This is a genomic window from Pseudomonas sp. HPB0071 (assembly GCF_000478505.2).
In the GTDB taxonomy this organism is placed as follows: domain Bacteria; phylum Pseudomonadota; class Gammaproteobacteria; order Pseudomonadales; family Pseudomonadaceae; genus Chryseomonas; species Chryseomonas luteola.
Genome location: NZ_KI517367.1, coordinates 4,023,408 through 4,042,870, shown reverse-complemented (window position 1 = coordinate 4,042,870; position 19,463 = coordinate 4,023,408). Strand labels below are relative to the sequence as shown.

General features: G+C 55.9%; 17 protein-coding genes. 11 read left to right on the top strand and 6 right to left on the bottom strand.

Translation table 11 applies throughout. From position 1 onward, the window contains the following. The gene (locus tag HMPREF1487_RS18780) at positions 1 to 987 is read right to left on the bottom strand and encodes a 2-dehydro-3-deoxygluconokinase (protein ID WP_037030929.1); all 987 of its coding nucleotides are present in this window, start codon (positions 985 to 987) and stop codon (positions 1 to 3) included. Positions 988 to 1,253: 266 nt separating this feature from the next. Between HMPREF1487_RS18780 and kdgR the strand changes: the two genes are divergently transcribed. Further along, positions 1,254 to 2,042 (top strand): DNA-binding transcriptional regulator KdgR, encoded by a 789-nt coding sequence (gene kdgR / locus HMPREF1487_RS18775; protein ID WP_010798283.1) that lies wholly within the window; start codon positions 1,254 to 1,256, stop codon positions 2,040 to 2,042. 70 nt (positions 2,043 to 2,112) lie between these two features. Here the strand turns inward: kdgR and HMPREF1487_RS18770 are convergent, their stop codons facing one another. Then, positions 2,113 to 2,766, bottom strand: a complete 654-nt coding sequence (locus tag HMPREF1487_RS18770; protein ID WP_239380847.1) for a DUF4198 domain-containing protein — start codon at positions 2,764 to 2,766, stop codon at positions 2,113 to 2,115. 341 nt (positions 2,767 to 3,107) lie between these two features. On the opposite strand from HMPREF1487_RS18770, the gene HMPREF1487_RS18765 reads away from it, so the two are divergent. After that, positions 3,108 to 5,339, top strand: a complete 2,232-nt coding sequence (locus HMPREF1487_RS18765; RefSeq protein ID WP_010798281.1) for a TonB-dependent siderophore receptor — start codon at positions 3,108 to 3,110, stop codon at positions 5,337 to 5,339. A gap of 98 nt (positions 5,340 to 5,437) precedes the next feature. Here HMPREF1487_RS18765 and HMPREF1487_RS18760 read toward each other — a convergent pair whose 3' ends face one another. Further along, complete coding sequence (locus HMPREF1487_RS18760) at positions 5,438 to 5,911, bottom strand: 3'-5' exonuclease family protein (RefSeq protein WP_010798280.1); 474 nt, start codon at positions 5,909 to 5,911, stop codon at positions 5,438 to 5,440. Positions 5,912 to 5,970: 59 nt separating this feature from the next. Here HMPREF1487_RS18760 and HMPREF1487_RS18755 point away from each other — a divergent pair, with 59 nt between their 5' ends. Beyond that, complete coding sequence (locus HMPREF1487_RS18755; protein ID WP_010798279.1) at positions 5,971 to 6,591, top strand: flavin reductase family protein; 621 nt, start codon at positions 5,971 to 5,973, stop codon at positions 6,589 to 6,591. A gap of 193 nt (positions 6,592 to 6,784) precedes the next feature. On the opposite strand, the gene HMPREF1487_RS18750 is transcribed toward HMPREF1487_RS18755, so the two are convergent. Next, positions 6,785 to 8,221, bottom strand: a complete 1,437-nt coding sequence (locus HMPREF1487_RS18750; protein WP_051370252.1) for a heavy metal sensor histidine kinase — start codon at positions 8,219 to 8,221, stop codon at positions 6,785 to 6,787. Beyond that, the gene (locus HMPREF1487_RS18745) at positions 8,200 to 8,895 is read right to left on the bottom strand and encodes a heavy metal response regulator transcription factor (RefSeq protein ID WP_010798277.1); all 696 of its coding nucleotides are present in this window, start codon (positions 8,893 to 8,895) and stop codon (positions 8,200 to 8,202) included. The genes HMPREF1487_RS18750 and HMPREF1487_RS18745 overlap by 22 nt, the downstream gene beginning before the upstream one ends. 139 nt (positions 8,896 to 9,034) lie before the next feature. On the opposite strand from HMPREF1487_RS18745, the gene HMPREF1487_RS18740 reads away from it, so the two are divergent. The 4 genes from HMPREF1487_RS18740 to HMPREF1487_RS18725 all read left to right on the top strand — a co-directional run bounded on the left by HMPREF1487_RS18740 (position 9,035) and on the right by HMPREF1487_RS18725 (position 11,709). After that, positions 9,035 to 9,658, top strand: coding sequence for a hypothetical protein (locus HMPREF1487_RS18740; RefSeq protein WP_010798276.1), 624 nt, complete (start codon positions 9,035 to 9,037; stop codon positions 9,656 to 9,658). 54 nt (positions 9,659 to 9,712) lie between these two features. Continuing rightward, positions 9,713 to 10,336, top strand: coding sequence for a cytochrome b/b6 domain-containing protein (locus tag HMPREF1487_RS18735; RefSeq protein WP_010798275.1), 624 nt, complete (start codon positions 9,713 to 9,715; stop codon positions 10,334 to 10,336). Beyond that, positions 10,329 to 11,087, top strand: a complete 759-nt coding sequence (locus HMPREF1487_RS18730; protein WP_010798274.1) for a molybdopterin-dependent oxidoreductase — start codon at positions 10,329 to 10,331, stop codon at positions 11,085 to 11,087. Before HMPREF1487_RS18735 ends, HMPREF1487_RS18730 begins: the two co-directional genes overlap by 8 nt. A 346-nt stretch (positions 11,088 to 11,433) precedes the next feature. Next, positions 11,434 to 11,709: a hypothetical protein gene (locus HMPREF1487_RS18725; protein ID WP_010798273.1), complete on the top strand. Its 276-nt coding sequence runs from the start codon at positions 11,434 to 11,436 to the stop codon at positions 11,707 to 11,709. Here HMPREF1487_RS18725 and HMPREF1487_RS18720 read toward each other — a convergent pair whose 3' ends face one another. Further along, positions 11,710 to 12,834, bottom strand: a complete 1,125-nt coding sequence (locus HMPREF1487_RS18720) for a metallophosphoesterase (RefSeq protein ID WP_010798272.1) — start codon at positions 12,832 to 12,834, stop codon at positions 11,710 to 11,712. A gap of 221 nt (positions 12,835 to 13,055) precedes the next feature. Between HMPREF1487_RS18720 and HMPREF1487_RS18715 the strand changes: the two genes are divergently transcribed. The 4 genes from HMPREF1487_RS18715 to HMPREF1487_RS18700 all read left to right on the top strand — a co-directional run bounded on the left by HMPREF1487_RS18715 (position 13,056) and on the right by HMPREF1487_RS18700 (position 19,287). After that, positions 13,056 to 13,799, top strand: coding sequence for an SDR family oxidoreductase (locus tag HMPREF1487_RS18715; protein ID WP_010798271.1), 744 nt, complete (start codon positions 13,056 to 13,058; stop codon positions 13,797 to 13,799). A 197-nt stretch (positions 13,800 to 13,996) separates the two neighbouring features. Beyond that, positions 13,997 to 14,662 carry a 4Fe-4S dicluster domain-containing protein gene (locus HMPREF1487_RS18710; protein WP_010798270.1) on the top strand — a complete coding sequence of 222 codons (666 nt, stop codon included), beginning with the start codon at positions 13,997 to 13,999 and terminating at the stop codon, positions 14,660 to 14,662. A gap of 37 nt (positions 14,663 to 14,699) precedes the next feature. Continuing rightward, positions 14,700 to 17,330 carry a molybdopterin-containing oxidoreductase family protein gene (locus HMPREF1487_RS18705; protein ID WP_010798269.1) on the top strand — a complete coding sequence of 877 codons (2,631 nt, stop codon included), beginning with the start codon at positions 14,700 to 14,702 and terminating at the stop codon, positions 17,328 to 17,330. A 280-nt stretch (positions 17,331 to 17,610) separates the two neighbouring features. Next, positions 17,611 to 19,287: a Na+/H+ antiporter gene (locus HMPREF1487_RS18700; RefSeq protein ID WP_010798268.1), complete on the top strand. Its 1,677-nt coding sequence runs from the start codon at positions 17,611 to 17,613 to the stop codon at positions 19,285 to 19,287. Positions 19,288 to 19,463: the final 176 nt, after the last annotated feature.

Sequence of the window (19,463 nt, the reverse complement as noted above, 5' to 3'; positions counted from 1 at the left end):
TCAAGCCTGGGCAGCTAGGGAATACGAAAGCGCGGGCATTGCCGGCATGGCGGGAGGCGGGATCAGGGCGCCTCGGTGCTGAATGACATTGACAGCCAACCGGTGACCCCACCGGGCAGCCTGTTCAGGATTACCGCCCTGCAGACGACAGGCTAAGTATGCTGCGCTGAAAGAGTCACCGGCGGCGGTGGTATCGACCACCTGCTGCGCCTTCTCGCCGGGAATCGTCAGAACCTGCCGTCCGGTATGGATCAGACACGGAGCCTCCCCCCGCTTGAGGACTATTTCGGTAACGCCTGACTGGGCATAGGTACGGAACAAGGCCTCAGGTGAAGAGAAGCCGAACAGCTCGACATCGTCCTCCCAGGTAATCAGCGCCAGGTCGACCAACGCCAGCAATGCCTGATAGCAGTGTTGTGCCGCGCCGCGATCCGGCCAGAGTCGGGGGCGGTAATTATTATCGAACACGATCCGCGTGCCCTGCATGCGCGCCTCGGCCAATGTCTCGAGAAGCCGTGCCCGGCCTTCAGCAGTCAGCACCGCCAAGCTGATGCCACTCAGGTAGATGACGTCATAGTTGAGCAAGGCCGCCAGCGTCTGCGCTGCCTCATGGCCATCGAAGCAGCGTCGGGCGGCCGCCTCACCACGCCAGTAAAGAAACTGCCGCTCGCCCTGCTCATCAGTCTGGATGAAATAAAGACCAGGCAATGCATCAGGCAGGTGTCGCACATTTTGTGTACCCAGCCCTTCAGCCTGCCAGGTTTGACACATGGCCTCGCTGAACGGGTCTTGACCGATGGCGGTTATATAGTCCACCGAAATGGCCGTGGACTGGCATAGCCGAGCCAGGTAGACCGCGGCGTTGAGTGTATCCCCGCCAAATGCCTGAGTAATCGTGCCTGCGCTGTCGCGTTGCAGCTCGATCATGCATTCACCAACCAGGGCAACCCGTATCGGGGATGGCAAAGATTTGAAGAGGGTCGTCATAGGGAGCCCCCCACCCGATTCGTCACATACGCGTCTGCCTGGACGGGCATTAGATACCGCTGTGGAATAGCCTGCATCATCTGGTGCCTTCTTGTTTTTGTAGCGGGGTTCCACGCTTGCGGCCCCTACATCAGCATTATTGAAACGTGGTTTCAATTCCTGTATTGAACCGAGTGTAGCGATTCAACAAGGCACGTCAAGAGAAATGAAACGCTGTTTCGAAATGGAATTCAGATACACTTAACAACGTTCGCAGAGGAGCCCGCATGGATAGTCCCACTACCAATAATGAATCTGTAACCGCGGTTAGCCGGACCATGGCTGTTCTGGAAGCGCTGGGTCAGTGTCCTGAAGAAAGTGGCGTTTCAGAAATTGCGCAAAAGCTGGACATGTCCAAGAGCACCGTCTACCGCTTTCTACAGACCCTTAAATCGCTAGGGTATGTCGTACAGGACAGCGAGGATCGTTATCGCCTCAGCGTGCGGCTGTTCGAACTGGGCAGTAAGGCATTGCCGCATATTGATCTAGTACGTGAAGCCGAGCCCGGCATGCGTACCATCAATGAGCTTACGAGCGAAACAGTGCATCTAGGCATTCTCGATGAAGACAATATCGTTTATGTCCACAAGATCGACTCGCGCTACAACCTGCGGATGTACTCGCGGATCGGCTTGCGTGCGCCGCTTTATTGCACAGGCATTGGCAAGGTACTGATGGCCTGGCGCGACGAGCAGGATGTACGCAAGCGCCTGGCGAGCGAGACCTTCCAGCCTCGTACGGCCAATACCCTGTCGAGTCTGGAGGCCTACCTTGAGGAGCTGGCACTTATCCGCAGCCAGGGATACGGTGAGGACAAAGAAGAATTCGAAGAGAATATGCGCTGCCTTGCCGCGCCCATCCATGACCGCTTCGGCCATGTCGTTGCTGGAATGAGTGTTTCCTTCCCCTGCTTTCGCTTCAGAGAAGAACTCAAAGACGAATACGTTCAGGAATTACTAAAAACAGCCCAGGTCATTTCGCGCCGCTTGGGTTGCCCCGAAAGCATGTTTAACTAAATGTTCGACGTGTCTCCGCTGCTACTAGCGAAAGCAGCGGAGAAGTAACAGTGCATTTAGTGTGCAGCCGTCAATCCACGATAAAGCTTGTGGTAGTACCGTAATAGAGATTATCCATCTTTTGACCGGCTACTTCATAACCATTCGCAGGCGTCTGGTAACCACTTGCCAAGATGAACCGACCTTTCTCCTTGGCAGGGACATCGACAACGCCCTGACTATCCGTCTTCAATTTCAGCGCCTGATTTTTTGGATCGAACAGAACCACATCATGTTCGGCAAGCGGCTTGCCTTTGAACAGTAAGGTAAAGCGGTTACTGTTTGCAGCAGCAGGCACGAGTTCGTAATCCAGCAATGCCTTGGTCTCGGTGCGGCCTGCACGAGCGTGCATCAAGGCGGCTGTATAATGGCCCTGCTCATCCTTCCAAGGTTTCCAGACCTGATCGTTATAACTGCGAACATCCCCCTGCTCGTTTACTGCAGCCTCCAGGTGATCTTCACGTGCTACAACCTTTGCCGTTGCATTTCGATCATGGGTAAACACTTGAGTGGTAGGGGCCAGCGCAGCAATGGTCTCGCCGGTTTCCAATACGCCCTCGTCCGGCTCGCCGAGGTAGACACGTATGGGGCCACTTGCATCCCGCTCAAGCCAGAGTTCATGCGCGCTTGCATTAAGTACAACGCTACCAAGACCAATACAGAGCAGAGCGTTTCTAAGTATCACCACAGGTTTTCCTTATTGAAGGTTATTGGAAGCGCCCCTTCACCACTTGGCAAAAGAAATTCGCACCGGTTGCACCGCTTTCATGTATCGCGCAGCAGTACATAAAGCATGTAAAAATCACTGATGAGAAGCGTTTTTCCGCCTGCTTGACCTCTTTAGCCCTTACCTCACATTCATCCTATCCCGTTACGTCGATAAAGCCTTATGGCTAATTTGTAATGAGATATTTTCTTTTTTGATACAAATTCTCAATTGATATAAGTTATCAGGTAGATAGAAATTCTCTCACCTCGCGCTATTAGCTGTGGTTGTGCTTAAGCGCTTATCTACAAAGGACTTGTATGTACCGCTCTGCTGCTTCATCTTGCGCTATCGTTGCCTGCGTGACCCTGCTTGCCTCACCCATAAATGCGGCTGAACAAGAGGCTGCCTTTGAACTGGACGCTACCGAAATCAGCGAGGAATCGCTGGATGAAAGTCCTACAGGGCCGGTAAGTGGATATGTCGCCAATCGCAGCCTTACGGCAACCAAGACCGATGCCTCATTGATCGAGACACCGCAGTCCATTTCGATCATTACCCGTGATCAGATGCAGGCTCAGGATGCGCAGAGCCTCAATCAGATCCTGCGTTACACCGCGGCCGTCATTCCGGAAAGTCGTGGCGCTACCGCCTCGCGCCTGGACCAGTTGACCATTCGAGGGTTTTCACCAGGCAGTTACCTGGACGGGCTGCGCATGCCCGGCAGCCGGGATGCCCTTCCTCAGGAAGATGCCTTTGATCTGGAGCGTGTAGAGGTACTACGAGGGCCTGCGTCGGTACTTTATGGACAATCCAGCCCGGCAGGCGTGATTAATATGGTCAGCAAGCGTCCCCTGGATACGCCCTACCATGAAATCGCTGTTCAGATAGGCACGTTTGACAAGAAGCGGACCACGCTGGATTTCAGCGGTCCTTTAGACGACGCAGGAGAGTTTTCCTACCGCCTGCTGGGTCTTTATGACGATGCGGATGGCCAGATCGAACACACCGAAGTACGTCGACAGTCTATTGCACCGTCATTCACCTGGCGCCCCTCGGAGAACACGACCCTTACACTGCTGGGCCATTTCCAGCGGGATCCCAAAGGGGGCTCCTACGGCTCCATTCCCGCCTATGGCTCAGCACTGCATAGTCCAACTGGCAGGCGCATCAAGGTCGACTTTTACGACGGTGACAAGGAGTTTGAAAAGTCTGATCGTGAGTACTATTCACTCGGTTATCAGTTCGAACATCGCTTCAACGATACCTGGACTGTACGGCAAAACGCTCGCTACCTGCGCAGCGAGGGCATTTACCGCAGCTTGTACAATGCATCCGTTCTGGCAGCTGACTACCGCACGATGAGCCGCAGCACCATTGCAACCGATGTAGACATTGACTCCTACGCCCTCGACAACCAACTCCAGGCCAAGTTTGGTACGGGCCCGTTACAGCACACCGTGTTACTGGGTGCTGACTATCAGAACACCAGCAGCGATACCAAGGCCGGTTATGGAAAAGGCAGTAGCCTGGATATCTTCGACCCTGTCTATACCGGTATCGATCGCTATCCTGCCTTCTCCACCGACGCGACTCAGCGCAGTGAGCAGAAAGGTCTCTACCTACAGGATCATCTGAGTTGGGACCGCTGGGTCCTGCTAATGGGAGGACGATACGACTGGGCAGATACCAGCAATAGCACACTCACCCTCAGCACTGGCAGAAAAGCCAAAAGTTTGCAGTCCAGCGAAGCATTTACAGGACGTCTGGGGCTGGTCTACTTGTTCGATAATGGGTTCGCACCTTATGTAAGCTATGCGGAGTCGTTCGAGCCGCAGTCGGGCACGCTCTATGGCGGCTCGCTCTTTCAGCCATCGGAAGGCAAGCAGTACGAAATCGGAATCAAATACCAACCGCCTGGGAGCAACAGCTTTATCACCATCGCGGCGTTTGATCTGCGCAAGACCAACGTACCGACACTCGACCCAGACCCTACCCATCTGTGTAACGGCAGTCGCTGCCAGGTACAGGATGGCGAAGTCCAGTCCCGTGGCCTGGAGATTGAAGGCAAAGCCAGCCTGACCAACAATCTGGACATCACTGCCGCCTACGCCTACCTCGACAACCGGATCACAAAATCCAACAATACCACCAGCAGAGCCCCTGGGGTGACGGGTGTTGCAAACGGTCCCGAGGTACCCGTGGAAGGCACGACCACTTACGGCCTGCCTCGCCATACCGCTTCCGCCTGGGCCGATTACACTTTTCATGAGGGGCCGGTTAAAGGTCTTGGAGTAGGCGGCGGTGTACGCTACGTCAGCTCCTCTTGGGGCGATGCCGCCAACACGTTAAAAGTATCTGGCTATACGCTGTTTGATGCGGCCATTCATTACGACGTCGGCCCTATCAACAGCCCTACCGATAACCTGCGGCTGGCCCTGAATGTGACCAACCTGACAGACAAGGAATACATCACCACCTGCTACTCGTATTCGTGGTGCTGGTACGGTTCGCAGCGTACGGCGCAGTTGAGCGCAACGTATCAGTGGTAACAGCTCCGCCGGAGCGAGGTTGAGCATCAAGCAGTGGCGATAACCTCGCCTCACAACGGGCTATATTGGCTTGCGTAGCGATTAGGTCGTGTTGCGGCCTAGCCCCGGCTGGTCGCAATGCGGTAGTGCCTGGCCGCCAGACGCGCATCCAGCAGTGCGTGATGAGGCACCTGTTCTTCAGGAATGGCCCTGGCAAGGTCCAGTATCAGGTCATAGCTGTTACGGGGGGCATTACGCACATTGGCAGGCCACTTGCCATGGCGATATGCCAGTTGACTGAAGAACTCCCAATCCCATAGTGGCGCATCACAGCACACGATGACCTCCTCATCAAAGCGGGATAGAAACTGCCATAGCGCATCCCTGGCGTCCGGCACACTCATGCCATACTGCACAGGGTCCAGCTGCGGCAGCACAACTTCAATGACAAAGTCAGAGCAGTCTGCAAGGTCCCAATTCTGCGGCAATTCAACATCGAACTCGGGGCCGTCTGGAACAACCAGCGCCAGCGAAATCAGTCTGGCTTGCGCAGTAAGACTGGTGAACTCTGTATCAAGAAAAGCAAATGGCATTGCGTCACCCTGAGCTGGTGTGTGTCAGTATGTAACCATCTAGTCAGGAGAGGCTGTCGATGTCTGAACACGTTCATTTCTACGAACCCGCCAAAGGCCATGATCTGCCCCACGATCCCTTTAATGCGATCGTCGGCCCACGTCCGATTGGCTGGATTTCCTCTCACAACGAGCAGGGGCAATTGAATCTGGCGCCGTACAGTTTCTTCAATGCCTTCAACTATGTGCCGCCCATTATCGGCTTTTCCAGCATTGGCTATAAGGATAGCGTACGTAATATCGAGCGGACGGGTGAGTTCTGCTGGAACCTTGCGACACGCGCACTGGCGGAACAGATGAACACCAGCTGTGCAGCGGTAGCGCCGGAGGTCAACGAATTTGAACTGGCCGGGTTGACGACTACCCCCTCACGCGTGATCTCGGTACCACGTGTTGCCGAAACGCCGGTGGCCTTCGAATGCAAGCTCACCCAACTGATCCAGTTGCAAACCGCAGCCGGGGATTCGGTGGAAAGCTGGCTGGTGTTGGGCGAGGTGGTCGGCGTACATATCGACAGGTCACTGCTGGTCGACGGGGTCTATCAGACTGCGGCCGCACGGCCCATCCTGCGCGGGGGCGGTCCGGCAGACTATTTCGAGATTACCGAAGCGCAGCTCTTCAAGATGTACCGGCCGAAATAAATACCCCATAATTATTCAGCGCAAACGAAAAACCCCGCGCTTGGCGGGGTTTCGTTGACCTTACTCAACATCCTGTCAAGTTGCCATCCTGGCGTGGTCGTCGTCCTTGAGGTGCGATGAGCGCTTCCTGCGCTGCATTTCGATATGTGTAGATTACGCAGATGCTGCATGCAGGCCTAGCGCCAACCGACTTCTATCCGTGTAAGCCTTTTGCCATAGGTGCCGTCAGTATGGACTCGCGCTTTGGAGCCACATGGGGAAAGCGCAAGGTAAAGCAAATGTGCCGATGCTCATCCTGCTCGACGCTTGCACTTCCCCCATGCAGACGCATGATGGCTGCTACAATCGCCAGTCCAAGCCCGTTGGATTCCGAGCCATGCCGTGCCGCATCACCTCGGTAGAACCGATCAAACAAGCGTTCCAGCTGACGAGGTTCGAGCATAGGGCAGCTGTTCTCTACCTGGATCCATTGCTCCTGTCCTTTTTGCAGTGTACGGATATGGATAACGGAACCTTTGTCCGCATATCGAATGGCGTTGGCAACCAGATTGCTCAGCGCACGGCGCACCATCAACGGATCAGCTTCCAACTTCCCGTCGCCTTCAGTGCTGAGCCGCAGCTCACGCTCTTCGGCTAGCCCCTCGAAATAGTCCGCCACACGCTCCAGCTCGTCTGCAAGCGCCAGGGTTTTGTAATCCAGTACTGCCTGCGCATCATCGGCGCGGGCAAGAAACAGAATGCTTTCCACCATGCGTGAAATACGCTCCAGCTCTTCCAGATTGGAGGCGATCACACTTTGGTACTCATCCAGAGAGCGAGGTTGCTGCAACGTAACCTGGCAGATCCCCATCAGCGAACCGATAGGCGTGCGAATCTCGTGGGCAAGGTCCGCTGAGAACTGCACCAGACGCTGATAGCCATCCGCCAGCCGATCCAGCATACCGTTGAACGCCGTGGTGAGTTGATCCAACTCCTTGGGCGTATTGGCGGGATCGAGTCGACTGTTCAATCTCGCGGGTGTGATTGTTGCGGCATGGGCAGCCATTTCACGAATAGGCAGCAACCCTCTGCGCAGCAACAGATAGCCCAGAATAGCTGTCAGCAGAAACGCCAGCACTACGGCGCCCAGGATGCGCTCACGGAACGTATCAAGCATGGCCATTTCCTTGACCAGCAGATGAGCCGCCACGACACGAACCGAGGTATCCCCGGAACGGACTTCAGCCGCCGCCGCGCGCAGGGGAATATTGTTCGGCGCAACGCCACTGCGCAGGTCATCCAGACTCAATGACTCGTCACTGCCGACCACAGGCATATCCGGCAGTATGGCCTGCTTGGGATTGACCATGACGATAGACTGCCCCTGCTGGCTGATGATGAAGACATCATCCTCATTACCCAGCATGTTTTCGAACAGCTGCGGATTGCGCTGCAGATCCGCAAGATTCAGGTCATACCTCAACAGCTTGCGAAAATGGTCGACCCGCCCAAGTACGGCATAATCACTGCGCTCCAGTAGCGTGTGTTTCAACGAGCCGTACAGATAAACGCCCACGCCGCCTACGGTCAGCATGGCGACAACCGCAAAGGCCAGAGTTGCCCGAAGGGTTAGAGAGGGCTGTCTTCGGATGCGCATGGCCGAGCCTCACAGACGTAGCCAATGCCGCGTACCGTATGAATAAGTTTGATGGGATAGGGTTGATCGATCTTGCTGCGTAGTCGCTTGATGGCCACATCCACCACATTGGTGTCGCTATCGAAATTCATGTCCCACACCTCCGACGCGATCAGAGTACGCGAGAGCACCTCACCTTCACGGCGCAGCAGCAGATGCAACAATGCGAACTCCTTGTTGGTCAGCGTAATCACCTGCTGCTGCCGCGTAACGCGCCGCCTGAGCAGATCCAGCTCCAGATCTGCCAGGTGGTAGTGGTCGACCTCACGGACAACGCCACGCCTGAGCAACGTACGGATGCGCAACACCAGCTCGGTAAACGAAAACGGCTTGACCAGATAGTCATCCGCGCCCAGCTCAAGGCCGCGGATACGGTCCTGTACCTGATCGCGGGCAGTAAGAAACAGGACGGGCACGTCGTGCTTCTTGCGCAGCACCTCCATGATCTGCCAACCGTCGATGCCAGGCAGCATGACGTCCAGAATGATCAGGTCATAATGATGCTCAAGCGCCATGTGCAGACCGTCCGCTCCATGCTGGGCCCAGTCCACTACATAGCCGGACTCACCCAGCCCTTTCTTCAGGTACTCGCCGGTTTTCGTGTCGTCTTCAATCAGTAATAGGTGCACAGTTGCTCTCCTGCGATCAGTCAATTCTAACGAGCACGACGACGACGGTGGATTACATTTTTGTCATTCGCCCGTCATCTTCATGACCCCTTCCCTGCGCGAGCATGGCTCCTGCAACCTATCCCAGAAGGATTCGCCCATGACCAAGAATCTGTTATCCACTGCCCTAGGTACCTTGTTACTGGGCAGCACGCTGCTTGTCCATGCCGCCACGCCCGCCGGCGCCGCCATGCCGACTGTCAAGCCGGTTCGCGGAACGGTAGATGCCGTGCAATCCAACACGCTGGACCTCACCACTCGCAATGGCCAGCACCTGTCGGTTGCGTTGACTGACAAGACATCTTATCGCCTGGTCTCTCCGGCCAAACTGGACGCAATCGAGCCCAACAGCTTTGTAGGTTCCGCCGCCATTCCGCAGCCGGACGGCAGCCTCAAGGCACTGGAAGTCACCGTATTTGAAGCTAGCCTGCGGGGTACTGGCGAAGGCCATTACGGATGGGAAAACGCTGATGGCTCTTCCGGTACCATGACCAACGGTACTGTTGGAGAACTCAAGAATGCCAACGGCCGCACCCTGACAGTGCAGTACAAGGGCGGCGAAAAGCAGTTGCATGTGCCTGAAGATGTGCCGATTGCCTATGTAGAACCCGGCAAGGCGGACGAACTCAAGCCTGGAACCAAGATCGTGTTGTTTCCTGATGCTGATGGCAAGACGGCCAAAGGCGTTGCGATCGGTAAAGACGGCTATACCCCACCCATGTAGCCCAGCTGAGGCGCACCGGAGCGGTGCGCCTACCCTCCTACCGGGAGATGACCCATGACGCATCCGACTACCACGCGGCGGCTGGTGCATGCCTGGCCGGTACGCCTGACTCACTGGATCAACGCCCTTGCCATGCCCTGCATGTTTTTGAGCGGATGGGGTATCTACAACGCCTCACCGCTATTCGGGTTCGCCTTTCCGACCTGGGCTACCTTGGGCGGCTGGCTGGGTGGCTCCATTGCCTGGCATTTCGCGGTCATGTGGGTCTTGGTGATTAATGGCGCCCTCTATGTGCTGTACAGCCTCGCCAGCCGACACTTTCGTCGGGACTTGTTGCCCATAGGCGCTCGGGCCTTTCGCCAGGACCTCATGGATGCGCTGCGCTTTCGGTTAGCCCATCGACTGGGGACGTATAACGCTGTGCAGCGGCTGATGTACTGGTTCGTACTGGCCATGGGCGCTCTGGTCGTACTGTCGGGTCTTGCAATCTGGAAGCCCGTACAGTTGCAGGCCCTGGCCACTCTGTTCGGTGGATTTGACCGGGCACGCTATGTCCACTTCCTTGCCATGGCTGGGATCGGCGGGTTTGTGATTATCCACCTTGCCCTCGTCATGCTTGTCCCTCGCACCTTTCTTCCGATGATTACCGGTCGGGTCAAGGAGACGCATCATGAGTGAGCGCAAAACCAGAATTTATCTTGAGCCAGCGCAGCGTACGCAAGTGGTTAACCTGCAGCGTCGACTGTTCCTGCGCTCCGGTCTTACCGTCGGCGCCATGGCCATGCTGACCGGCTGTAATCTGCAGGATGGCGATCAGGTAGACAAGGTACTCTGGGCCCTGTCCCGTTGGAATGATCGGGTTCAGGCCTGGTTGTTTGGCGGCCAGCGTCTGGCGCCGGTCTACCGGGAAGACCAGATCACTCACCCCTTTCCTTTCAACGCCTTTTACCCTGAATACAACGTTCCTGATGTAGACCTGAGCGATTATCGCCTTGAGGTCTCGGGGCTCGTACAAAAGAAGCAGCCCTGGACGCTGGAAGCGCTGCGGCGACTTCCTCAGCGCAGCGACATTACTCGGCTGATCTGTATCGAAGGTTGGAGTGCCATTGGTCAGTGGAGTGGCGTACCGCTCAAAACCTTTCTCGAACACATCGGTGCTGATACTACGGCAAAGTATGTTGCCTTCAAGTGTGCCGACCGCTATTACTCCAGCATCGACATGGCCACTGCCCTTCACCCTCAAACCCTTCTGGCACTGGACTTTGGCAAGACACCGTTGCCGCCCGATTACGGCTACCCGCTTCGCCTGCGCGTACCTACCAAGCTGGGCTTCAAGAACCCCAAGCATATTGGCGAGTTGTTTGTTACCAACCAATACCCAGGAGGGTACTGGGAAGATCAGGGCTACAATTGGTTCAGCGGTATTTGAAACCCAGCATTCTGCCCTTATATTAAGAGCCAGCCATATGATGCGTACCGTATTTGCCTTTGCGCCGGTACGCCTCTTTTCAGCGTCATGCTGCGCTTGTACGGGTTAACGCCCTTATTCCTAGAACAATCCCAATACCGCCTAGGCTGGCATCAACCAGGTCTGAACCTGTCGTACGTCGACGGCCCGATTCAAGTATCGGACAGCCGTGCCGTCATAGAGCATATGGGCATCGAGCTTTCAGACCTGATAAATCAATCATGCCGCTCCTGAACAAGAGCGCAGCATTGTTGCTGAAAAGACCGACCGGGCCTTATTTATCCAACGTCTTTTCAAAGGTTATTTCATGCACAACTTACTCGCCTCGAAGAACGCGCGCTATTACGCACTCGCGCTAGTCTTCCTATTTTGCGGCACGCTGGCACTGTTCGGCCTGCTAGGTTTTTTCGACCCCTTCAAAACGCATCATCTGATGCTGAACAGTGCAGATAACCGCAGCGACATCATCATCTGGATGCTGCGCAAAGTATCCTGGTTCCTGTTCATGGCGGTGTCTTTCAGCGGATCACTTCTGTTCCTGGATGCAGCGGTTACGCCAGCAACCGCCACGTCCGACAAGTAATCAGCGACGCGCAGAGACCAGTCGGATGCGGGTGATTTCTGAGGGCGCGCCAAAGCGAATCGGAGGCCCCCAATAACCTGTGCCCCGGCTGATATAGACACAAAGCCTTCCCAGCCGATGGATACCGGCCACCCACGGCTGCTGGAAACGCACAAAATGCATCCACGGCCAGAACTGCCCTCCATGGGTATGTCCGGAAAGCTGAACATCAAACCCCGCCTCGGCTGCCAGCTTTGCTGAGCGTGGCTGGTGGGCCAGAAGAACCTTGGGCACGTTGTTCGGCGCACCCTGGAGCGCTGCCTGCGGATCGCTTTTGTGCTGCGGCACAAACATTCCGGCGGAATAATCCGTAATTCCCGCCAGCACCAGCTCAGCCCCGTTGTGAGCAATCACCACGTGCTCGTTGAGCAGCACCCTGAGCCCCATATGTTTCAAGTGGCTTACCCACTCCAAAGCACCTGAGTAGTACTCATGATTGCCTGTCACCACGTACACACCGTAACGGCCTTTTAGTTCGGCCAGTGGCTGAATGTGCTCGGCCAACTGCTTTACAGAGCCGTCGACGAGATCCCCTGTTACCGCGACGACATCGGCCTCAAGACGGTTTACACGTTGAACGATGGCAGAAATATAAGACCGGTGAATTGTCGGTCCGACATGGATATCGCTGATCTGAGCGATCGTAAAACCTTCCAGGGCTTCCGGCAGGTCTTCGATGGGTAATTCAACGTCAACGACGTTTGCAATTCGTCGTGCATTGAAGACGCCCAGCACCGTGAAAAGCAGCACCAGACCTACGACTGCCTCGGCAGAGCGCTCTGTGACCGCCTCGGACAGCGCGCCAGGAAATAACATGAGCACAGCGATCAGCACACCGCGCAACAGGCTTAGCACGGCCAGGCTGGAAAATATTCCCATAGCCAATAGACCTGCCCAGGCCAGCCAGGGCATGCGCAAACTGCGCGAGCGAAACCCTAATGGCACCAGGTAGCAGGACAGCGCCAGCAAAAGCGCGGCAAGCAACTGCCCTACATCGTTAAGCGGCAGATGGGGAATCAGCGTCACGCCGACATAAACATGAAGCAAAATCAGGATGACCGGCATCGTCCAGCGTGAGCGAAACATTTAAAGATCCTGTTCTAGAGCATTCAGGTAAGACCACAACGTTGCGGAAACATAACCGAGTTATAGGCAGCACACCAGCAGAAAGCCGCTGATAGAAACCGGTTCCATGGTTGCAACAAACGACCGGCCTTCTGTTTCCCTGGTCTGTAGGAGACTTCAATAGAACCTATGCCCGTTCGCGTTGTTCTTTATCCAAGGCTTAAACCCCAAGGAGACAGGCTATGAGCAACAACATTGAAGGCAAGATCGTTGTGATTACCGGTGCCAGTAGCGGGCTGGGCGAGGCAACGGCCCGACAGTTAAGTCAGATGGGCGCAACCGTTGTTTTGGGCGCGCGCCGCCTGGAGCGTATCCAGGCCTTGGCTGATGAAATCAATGGCAACGGCGGCAAGGCGCTTGCCATGAAGACTGACGTCACCGACAGTGCACAGGTCAAGGCACTGGTCGAAAAAGCCATCGCCACCTATGGCCGCGTCGACACCCTGTTGAACAACGCAGGACTCATGCCGCACTCCCCGCTTGAGCGGCTCAAGATCGAAGACTGGGACCGCATGATCGACGTCAACGTCAAAGGTGTGCTTTACGGCATTGCTGCGGTACTGCCCTACATGTCCGAGCGCAAGGCCGGTCATATCATCAACGTGTCGTCAGTAGCCGGACACAAGGTGCGCGCTGGCAGTACGGTCTACTCTGCGACCAAGCATGCCGTACGCATCATCTCCGAAGGACTACGCCAGGAGGTGAAGCCCTACAACATCCGCACCACCATCATTTCTCCAGGCGCAGTTGCTACAGAGCTGCCAGACAGCATCACCGAGCAGGACGTCGCCGAAAACGTCCGCAAATTTTATGAAATCGCTATTCCGGCCGACTCCTTCGCGCGAGCCGTCGTTTATGCCATGAGCCAGCCGGATGATGTAGACATCAACGAGATTCTCTTCCGTCCTACGCTTCAGGACTACTGATACTGCTCCACGGGGTCTTGCACGCAAGACCCTGTTTCGCCCTGCGCTATGCCGTCAGTTTTTTTGACGTCCTGCCTAGCTGTGCCACAATTTCCATCTTTACCGCTTCCGCCCTGACTGCGGTTGCCCGTTTCGTCTGGATCAGACCAGACGTTCCGGTGCACGAATCACTTATAAATAGCACTAGAAGGTTTGGTATGGAGGACATCTCCCCCCAATGGCGCATGGCAATCGATTTGGAGCGCTGTATCGGTTGTCATGCCTGCTCGGTCGCCTGCAAGGTCGAAAACCAAGTGGAACTTGGCCACTTCAGAACCAAGGTCTATTACCACGACCAAGGCGAATTTCCTCACACACAGCGCAGCTTTCTTCCGGCCTTGTGCATGCAATGCGCCGATGCACCCTGTATCAAGGCGTGCCCTACGCATTCCATCGAAAAGGGCAAGGACGGCATTGTTCGAATCAACGTGGATACGTGTGATACCTGGGGCAGCTGCGTGACCGCTTGCCCATACGGCGCCCTGCACATTGATCCGGTCCAGTGGGTCGCCGACAAGTGCGACTTCTGTAGCCACCGCCTGGAACAGGCCATGCAGCCTGCCTGCGTCGAAGCCTGCCCAACCGGCGTACTGGTCTTTGGTGATATCAGCGATGCAGCAAGCCCTGTCGCGCAGTTCTACCAGAAGCGCGGAGCCGAGCTGGCCAGCCTCAAGCCTGAACAGGCCACTCAGCCGCAAGTGCTCTATCGAGGACTGGATCGCGTTGCGCCTCGTACCATCGAGACCAAGCTGCCACACGGACGCAACCACGACCCGCATTCCTACGAGATCGATACGTGGGCGGAGCTCGGTACGCCTACCTGAACACGCTTGCGTCCTGTCCCTTTTCGAGCATGAATCAATGAAACGTCGCACGTTCATCAAATCCGGAATGGCAGCGCTCGCGCAGCTTAAACTGGGTGAATACATCTATCTGGGCGTAGGTACCGCCGTTGGTGCCGGTGGTGTCGCTGCCGCCCTGGCCATGGATCCACCGCCCCGCAAGACCAGGCATGACTACAGTCAGGCCAAACGCGTCAAAAGCGTATGCCTGAACTGCTCCACCGTATGCGGTATCGAAGGCTTTGTCATTGATAACCAGGTCGTCAAGATTCGTGGCAACCCTCTCGATCCAAACATGGGTAGCTACATGACCTGTGCCAAGGGTCAGAGCGGGCCGACGATCAATGACTATCCCGAGCGACTGCTTTATCCTCTGAAGCGGGCGGGCGCTCGGGGCGAAGGCTTATGGCAACGGATTAGCTGGGACGAAGCTTATACAGAGATTGCCTCGCGCATTCAGCGCAGTATCGATGCAGGGCACCCCGAACGGGTCGCCTTGCATGCCGGACGCTCTCGCATCGATGCGGAAATTAAGCGTTTTTTAGGCGCTATAGGCTCACCCGTGCAGCTCAACCATCGCGCCTTGTGCTCGGCCAGCAAGCGCGGCGCCAACTACATCAGCCTGGGCGACACCGACTGGGAGTCCATCGATGCCGAGCGCTGCCGATACTTTCTGAACTTCGGCTCCAATTTTTATGAGGCCCACCAGGGCGGTCTTCATTTGGCCAAGCGTGTGGCAACCGCCCGCTTCGATCATGGTGCCAAGCTTGTTACCTTCGACGTTCGCCTATCCAACACTGCTGGCCGCAGCGATGAGTGGCACGCGCCTTTTCCGGGTACCGAGGGTGCTATTGCACTCGCCATGGGCCATGTCATCATGCGCGAGGGTGAATACGACCGCAGGTTCATGGAGCACTTCGTCAACCTGAGCCTGAAAGAAGTCCATGCCTTCCTTGCCCCTTACACGCCTGAATGGGCGGCCCAGCAGTCAGGGATCGCCGCCAGCGACATCGAACGCCTTGCACTTGAATTTGCTCGCCAGCGCCCCGCTGCTGTGGCGTTTACCAACCGGGGGACAGGCGCCCATTACAATGGACTCAATGCTGAACGCGCCGTGGTCATGCTCAATGCCCTGGTTGGCGCTGTAGGCCAGCCGGGTGGTTACTGCTATGGCCTGGAAGAAAAGCTCAGCGCCACTCGCTACCCGCACCCGCAACCTGTGCCGCCCAAGCCGAAGCTGAGAACGGATCTGGAAGATCCACCCGAGTGGCCACTGGCCAACCGCTGGCAGGAGATGAAGGTGGGCCAGATTGTGTATGACTACATCCGCCAAGGCCGCGCCAAGGTTGATGTGTATCTATCCTATACGATCAGCTCCCCCATGACCTGGCCTGAGGGCCGCTCGACAACGGTCGAGGTGCTCAAGGATGAATCCCTGATCCCTTTTCATGCCTGCTCCGACGTAGTTTATTCAGAGATGGCCCATTACGCCGATCTGATCCTGCCGGATGCGACCTACCTGGAGCGCTGGGGGCTTGATACCCGTAACAGCCTGGAACTCCAGCACTTCGTTACCTTGCGTCAACCCATGGTGCAGCCGCCGGGCGAGGCACGTAGCTATGCCGATGTACTGTTTGATATCGGCCGACGCCTCGGCCCGGAACAGGCCAGATACTTTCAGTTTGGTGACCATGAGGCGTTTGTCCGACACCAATGCGCCAACATACCGGCTGGCGAAGAAGCTGATGGCTTCGAGTACATGAAAAAGCATGGCGTATACGTCGACCGAAGCGCTCCGAAAAGCTACGAGGTACATCGCCGTCGCCTCACGCCTGAACAGCTCCATAACATGAGAGTCGACGAAGCCACGCAGATCATCTACACGGCGAATGCGGCCGGCCAGGAAAGTGCTATTGGCCTGATGATCAAAGAGGACGGGATTCGCACAGCAGTCAGAGGTTTCCAAACACCCTCTCGCAAATTCGAGCTGTACTGTCCGGAGCTGGTCAAGGTCGCTACGACACTCGGCATTACCGATGACGGTCTGCCCAGTTATATACCTATTCCTGCGCACCAGAGCCTGCTAGAAGACCGGTTCATCCTGACCAGCTTCAAATGGAATGTGCATACTCAGGCCCGGACAGCCAATCAGAAATACCTGACGGAAATCGTCCATGACAATCCCATGTGGATCAATGCATCCACTGCCGCGTCACTTGGCCTTAAAACCGGCGACTGGGTTGAATTGACCACCTACCGCCCGGTCAGCGGCCCGCATGGTGACCAGGCCTATAAGGGGACAGGTGAGCCTGTAGGTTCCGAGCGTGTTCGTATTTTCGTAACCCAGGGCATACATCCTCGCGTGTTTGCGGTATCCAACAGCCTTGGCTATCTCGTATCGGGTCGCGCTGCCCTTGCACGTCAGGGCGAGCGCAATACCGAAGCGACACTTGGCCAGCAGGGTTATGGAGGGACTCCAGAACAGGATGACCTAAGCACCTCGCTCTGGTGGGATGAACGCCAGGGCGGCCGCGGTAACGGTTACAACGTGAACCGAATTATTCCCATCAATCCACAACCGCTCATTGGTAATCAGGCCTGGTTCGATACGGTTTGTACCATCCGCAAAGTCGAAGGTAGAGAGGCGTGAAAAGGTAGGCAGAGGTCTAGGCCATGCCACAACGTACGCGACAATGCGTTCATGGACATCGCGATAAATAACTAATAGAGTCTAATCGGTACGGCCTTGCTTATAGCCAAAAGCTATGTCAAGGCTGTCTCGACTGCAATCCATTCTGGCTTCAACACCTTAAGCTGTACCTTGCCGTAGTTATGCTTCCCTGCGTTTCCCTCTAGCATTTATACGCCTCGTCCCGCTCGACGGTTTGACTAGCCATCAACCCTTTCCCGCAGGTTGATTCGCCTTACCCATGAATACCGTTTATCTCGTTCTGATTCTGCTACTGGTAGCGTCTGCAACCGGTGTGGCTGCCCGCTTCCTACCCGTACTTCCGACACCGCTGGTTCAAATCGCATTTGGTGCCTTGCTGGCCTGGCCTACTGGCGGTCTGCATGTGGAACTTGAGCCTGAAATCTTCATGCTGCTCTTTATTGCGCCGCTTCTCTTTGCCGATGCGCGACGCTTCCCGCAAAGGGAGCTCATGATTCTGCGAGGTCCTATCCTGGCGCTGGCCCTGGGTCTGGTGCTTATGACGGTGGTTGGTGTCGGCTATGTCGTGCATTGGATATTCCCTCACCTGCCCTTGCCCGTCTGCTTTGCGCTCACTGCTATTCTGTCTCCCACCGATGCCGTGGCGGTGTCCGCCATTTCCGGTCGTCTCCCCGTTCCGCCGCGGCTCATGCATATCCTCGAAGGCGAATCGTTGATGAACGATGCCTCAGGCCTTGTGGCGTTCAAGTTTGCAGTTGCGGCAGCGCTTACCGGCGCGTTTTCCATCATGGATGCCACTGTGGGCTTCCTCATGATCTCGATAGGTGGTCTCGTCATCGGCGCGGCCATGGCCTTTGTTTTCAACTTCATCAGAACGCGCCTGATCGAGCGCCGACTGGGCGAAGCTTCAACGATCCAAATCGTGCTTCTACTGCTTCTGCTGCCCTTTGCAGCTTATCTGGTGGCTGAGCATTTCAATATGTCGGGCATTCTGTCCGCCGTAGCCGCGGGGATGGTCATCAACTATAAGGACCTGAAACGTCAGGACCAGACCAGCTCACGCATTCAAACGCGCAGCGTTTGGGACATGCTTGAGTTTGTGCTCAACGCCCTGGTCTTCCTGCTCCTAGGTTTTCAACTACCCGAAATCATCGAGGGTGCCCTGCACTATGCGGAGCAGAATGGCGGTACGCTCGAATTCTTCAAGCTGCTAGGTCTGGTCGGCCTGATTTCCCTATCATTGTTTGCCATGCGTTTTGTCTGGATTCTGGGCGCAGCCCACCTGCCTCGCCTGCTATCCAGGCGTGAAGCCAGACCCAGGGTATCGATGCGCGTCATTCTTGCAGGTAGCCTGGCTGGTATCCGTGGCACGGTAACCTTGGCGGCAGCGCTCTCCTTACCGGTCGCAATGAATGATGGCACTCCCTTTCCAGCACGAGAGCTACTTATCTTCCTGGCTACCGGCGTCATTGTGTTTACCTTGATTGCCGGCAGTATCGGCCTTCCCCTGGTGCTTCGGAATCTGCACTTGCCAAAGGACACCAAGGCGTATGAAGAGGAGCGAACAGCCCGCATTCGCGGCGCTGAAGCGGCTATTCGTCGAATTGAAAGCTACCGTCAGGAAAAAGCCAAGAAACTGGCCGAGCACAAGGGTGATGAAGAAATCATCATTGCGTTCAATGACGTTACGCTCCAACTGATGGACTACTACCACAAGCGGTTGGAAATCAATAATGTCGAACTCTCCACACCTGTCCTGGAAAGTCGCCGGGAGCTGGAGCGTGAAACCCGTCTGGAAGCATTGAAAGCTGAGCGCCATGAGTATTACAAGTTGCGCAGCAAGCACATTATCAATGACAACACCTTACGCAAACTCGTGCGTGAGGCAGACCTGCTTGAGACCGCTCTGGGCAACAACGCTGAGAAATCTCATTAAATATCGGTGACACTGATAGCCCGCGGGAGCCTGAACCGGTCCTGCGGGGTTGCCGGTAACCATTGGATTTTCTTAAGGCAAATAAAAACCCCGCCGAGGCGGGGTTGTCAGTAATGCGGTTCTAACGGTGCTGACTAAGCTCATAGGAGGTGATGAGATTGCAGTTTCAAGATATC

Bases quoted from the DNA above. Each gene is read 5' to 3' on its own strand.
- HMPREF1487_RS18780 (WP_037030929.1), bottom strand. From the start codon at position 987: ATGACGACCCTCTTCAAATCTTTGCCATCCCCGATACGGGTTGCCCTG.
- kdgR (WP_010798283.1), top strand. From the start codon at position 1,254: ATGGATAGTCCCACTACCAATAATGAATCTGTAACCGCGGTTAGCCGG.
- HMPREF1487_RS18765 (WP_010798281.1), top strand. From the start codon at position 3,108: ATGTACCGCTCTGCTGCTTCATCTTGCGCTATCGTTGCCTGCGTGACC.
- HMPREF1487_RS18760 (WP_010798280.1), bottom strand. From the start codon at position 5,911: ATGCCATTTGCTTTTCTTGATACAGAGTTCACCAGTCTTACTGCGCAA.
- HMPREF1487_RS18755 (WP_010798279.1), top strand. From the start codon at position 5,971: ATGTCTGAACACGTTCATTTCTACGAACCCGCCAAAGGCCATGATCTG.
- HMPREF1487_RS18740 (WP_010798276.1), top strand. From the start codon at position 9,035: ATGACCAAGAATCTGTTATCCACTGCCCTAGGTACCTTGTTACTGGGC.
- HMPREF1487_RS18735 (WP_010798275.1), top strand. From the start codon at position 9,713: ATGACGCATCCGACTACCACGCGGCGGCTGGTGCATGCCTGGCCGGTA.
- HMPREF1487_RS18730 (WP_010798274.1), top strand. From the start codon at position 10,329: ATGAGTGAGCGCAAAACCAGAATTTATCTTGAGCCAGCGCAGCGTACG.
- HMPREF1487_RS18725 (WP_010798273.1), top strand. From the start codon at position 11,434: ATGCACAACTTACTCGCCTCGAAGAACGCGCGCTATTACGCACTCGCG.
- HMPREF1487_RS18720 (WP_010798272.1), bottom strand. From the start codon at position 12,834: ATGTTTCGCTCACGCTGGACGATGCCGGTCATCCTGATTTTGCTTCAT.
- HMPREF1487_RS18715 (WP_010798271.1), top strand. From the start codon at position 13,056: ATGAGCAACAACATTGAAGGCAAGATCGTTGTGATTACCGGTGCCAGT.
- HMPREF1487_RS18710 (WP_010798270.1), top strand. From the start codon at position 13,997: ATGGAGGACATCTCCCCCCAATGGCGCATGGCAATCGATTTGGAGCGC.
- HMPREF1487_RS18705 (WP_010798269.1), top strand. From the start codon at position 14,700: ATGAAACGTCGCACGTTCATCAAATCCGGAATGGCAGCGCTCGCGCAG.
- HMPREF1487_RS18700 (WP_010798268.1), top strand. From the start codon at position 17,611: ATGAATACCGTTTATCTCGTTCTGATTCTGCTACTGGTAGCGTCTGCA.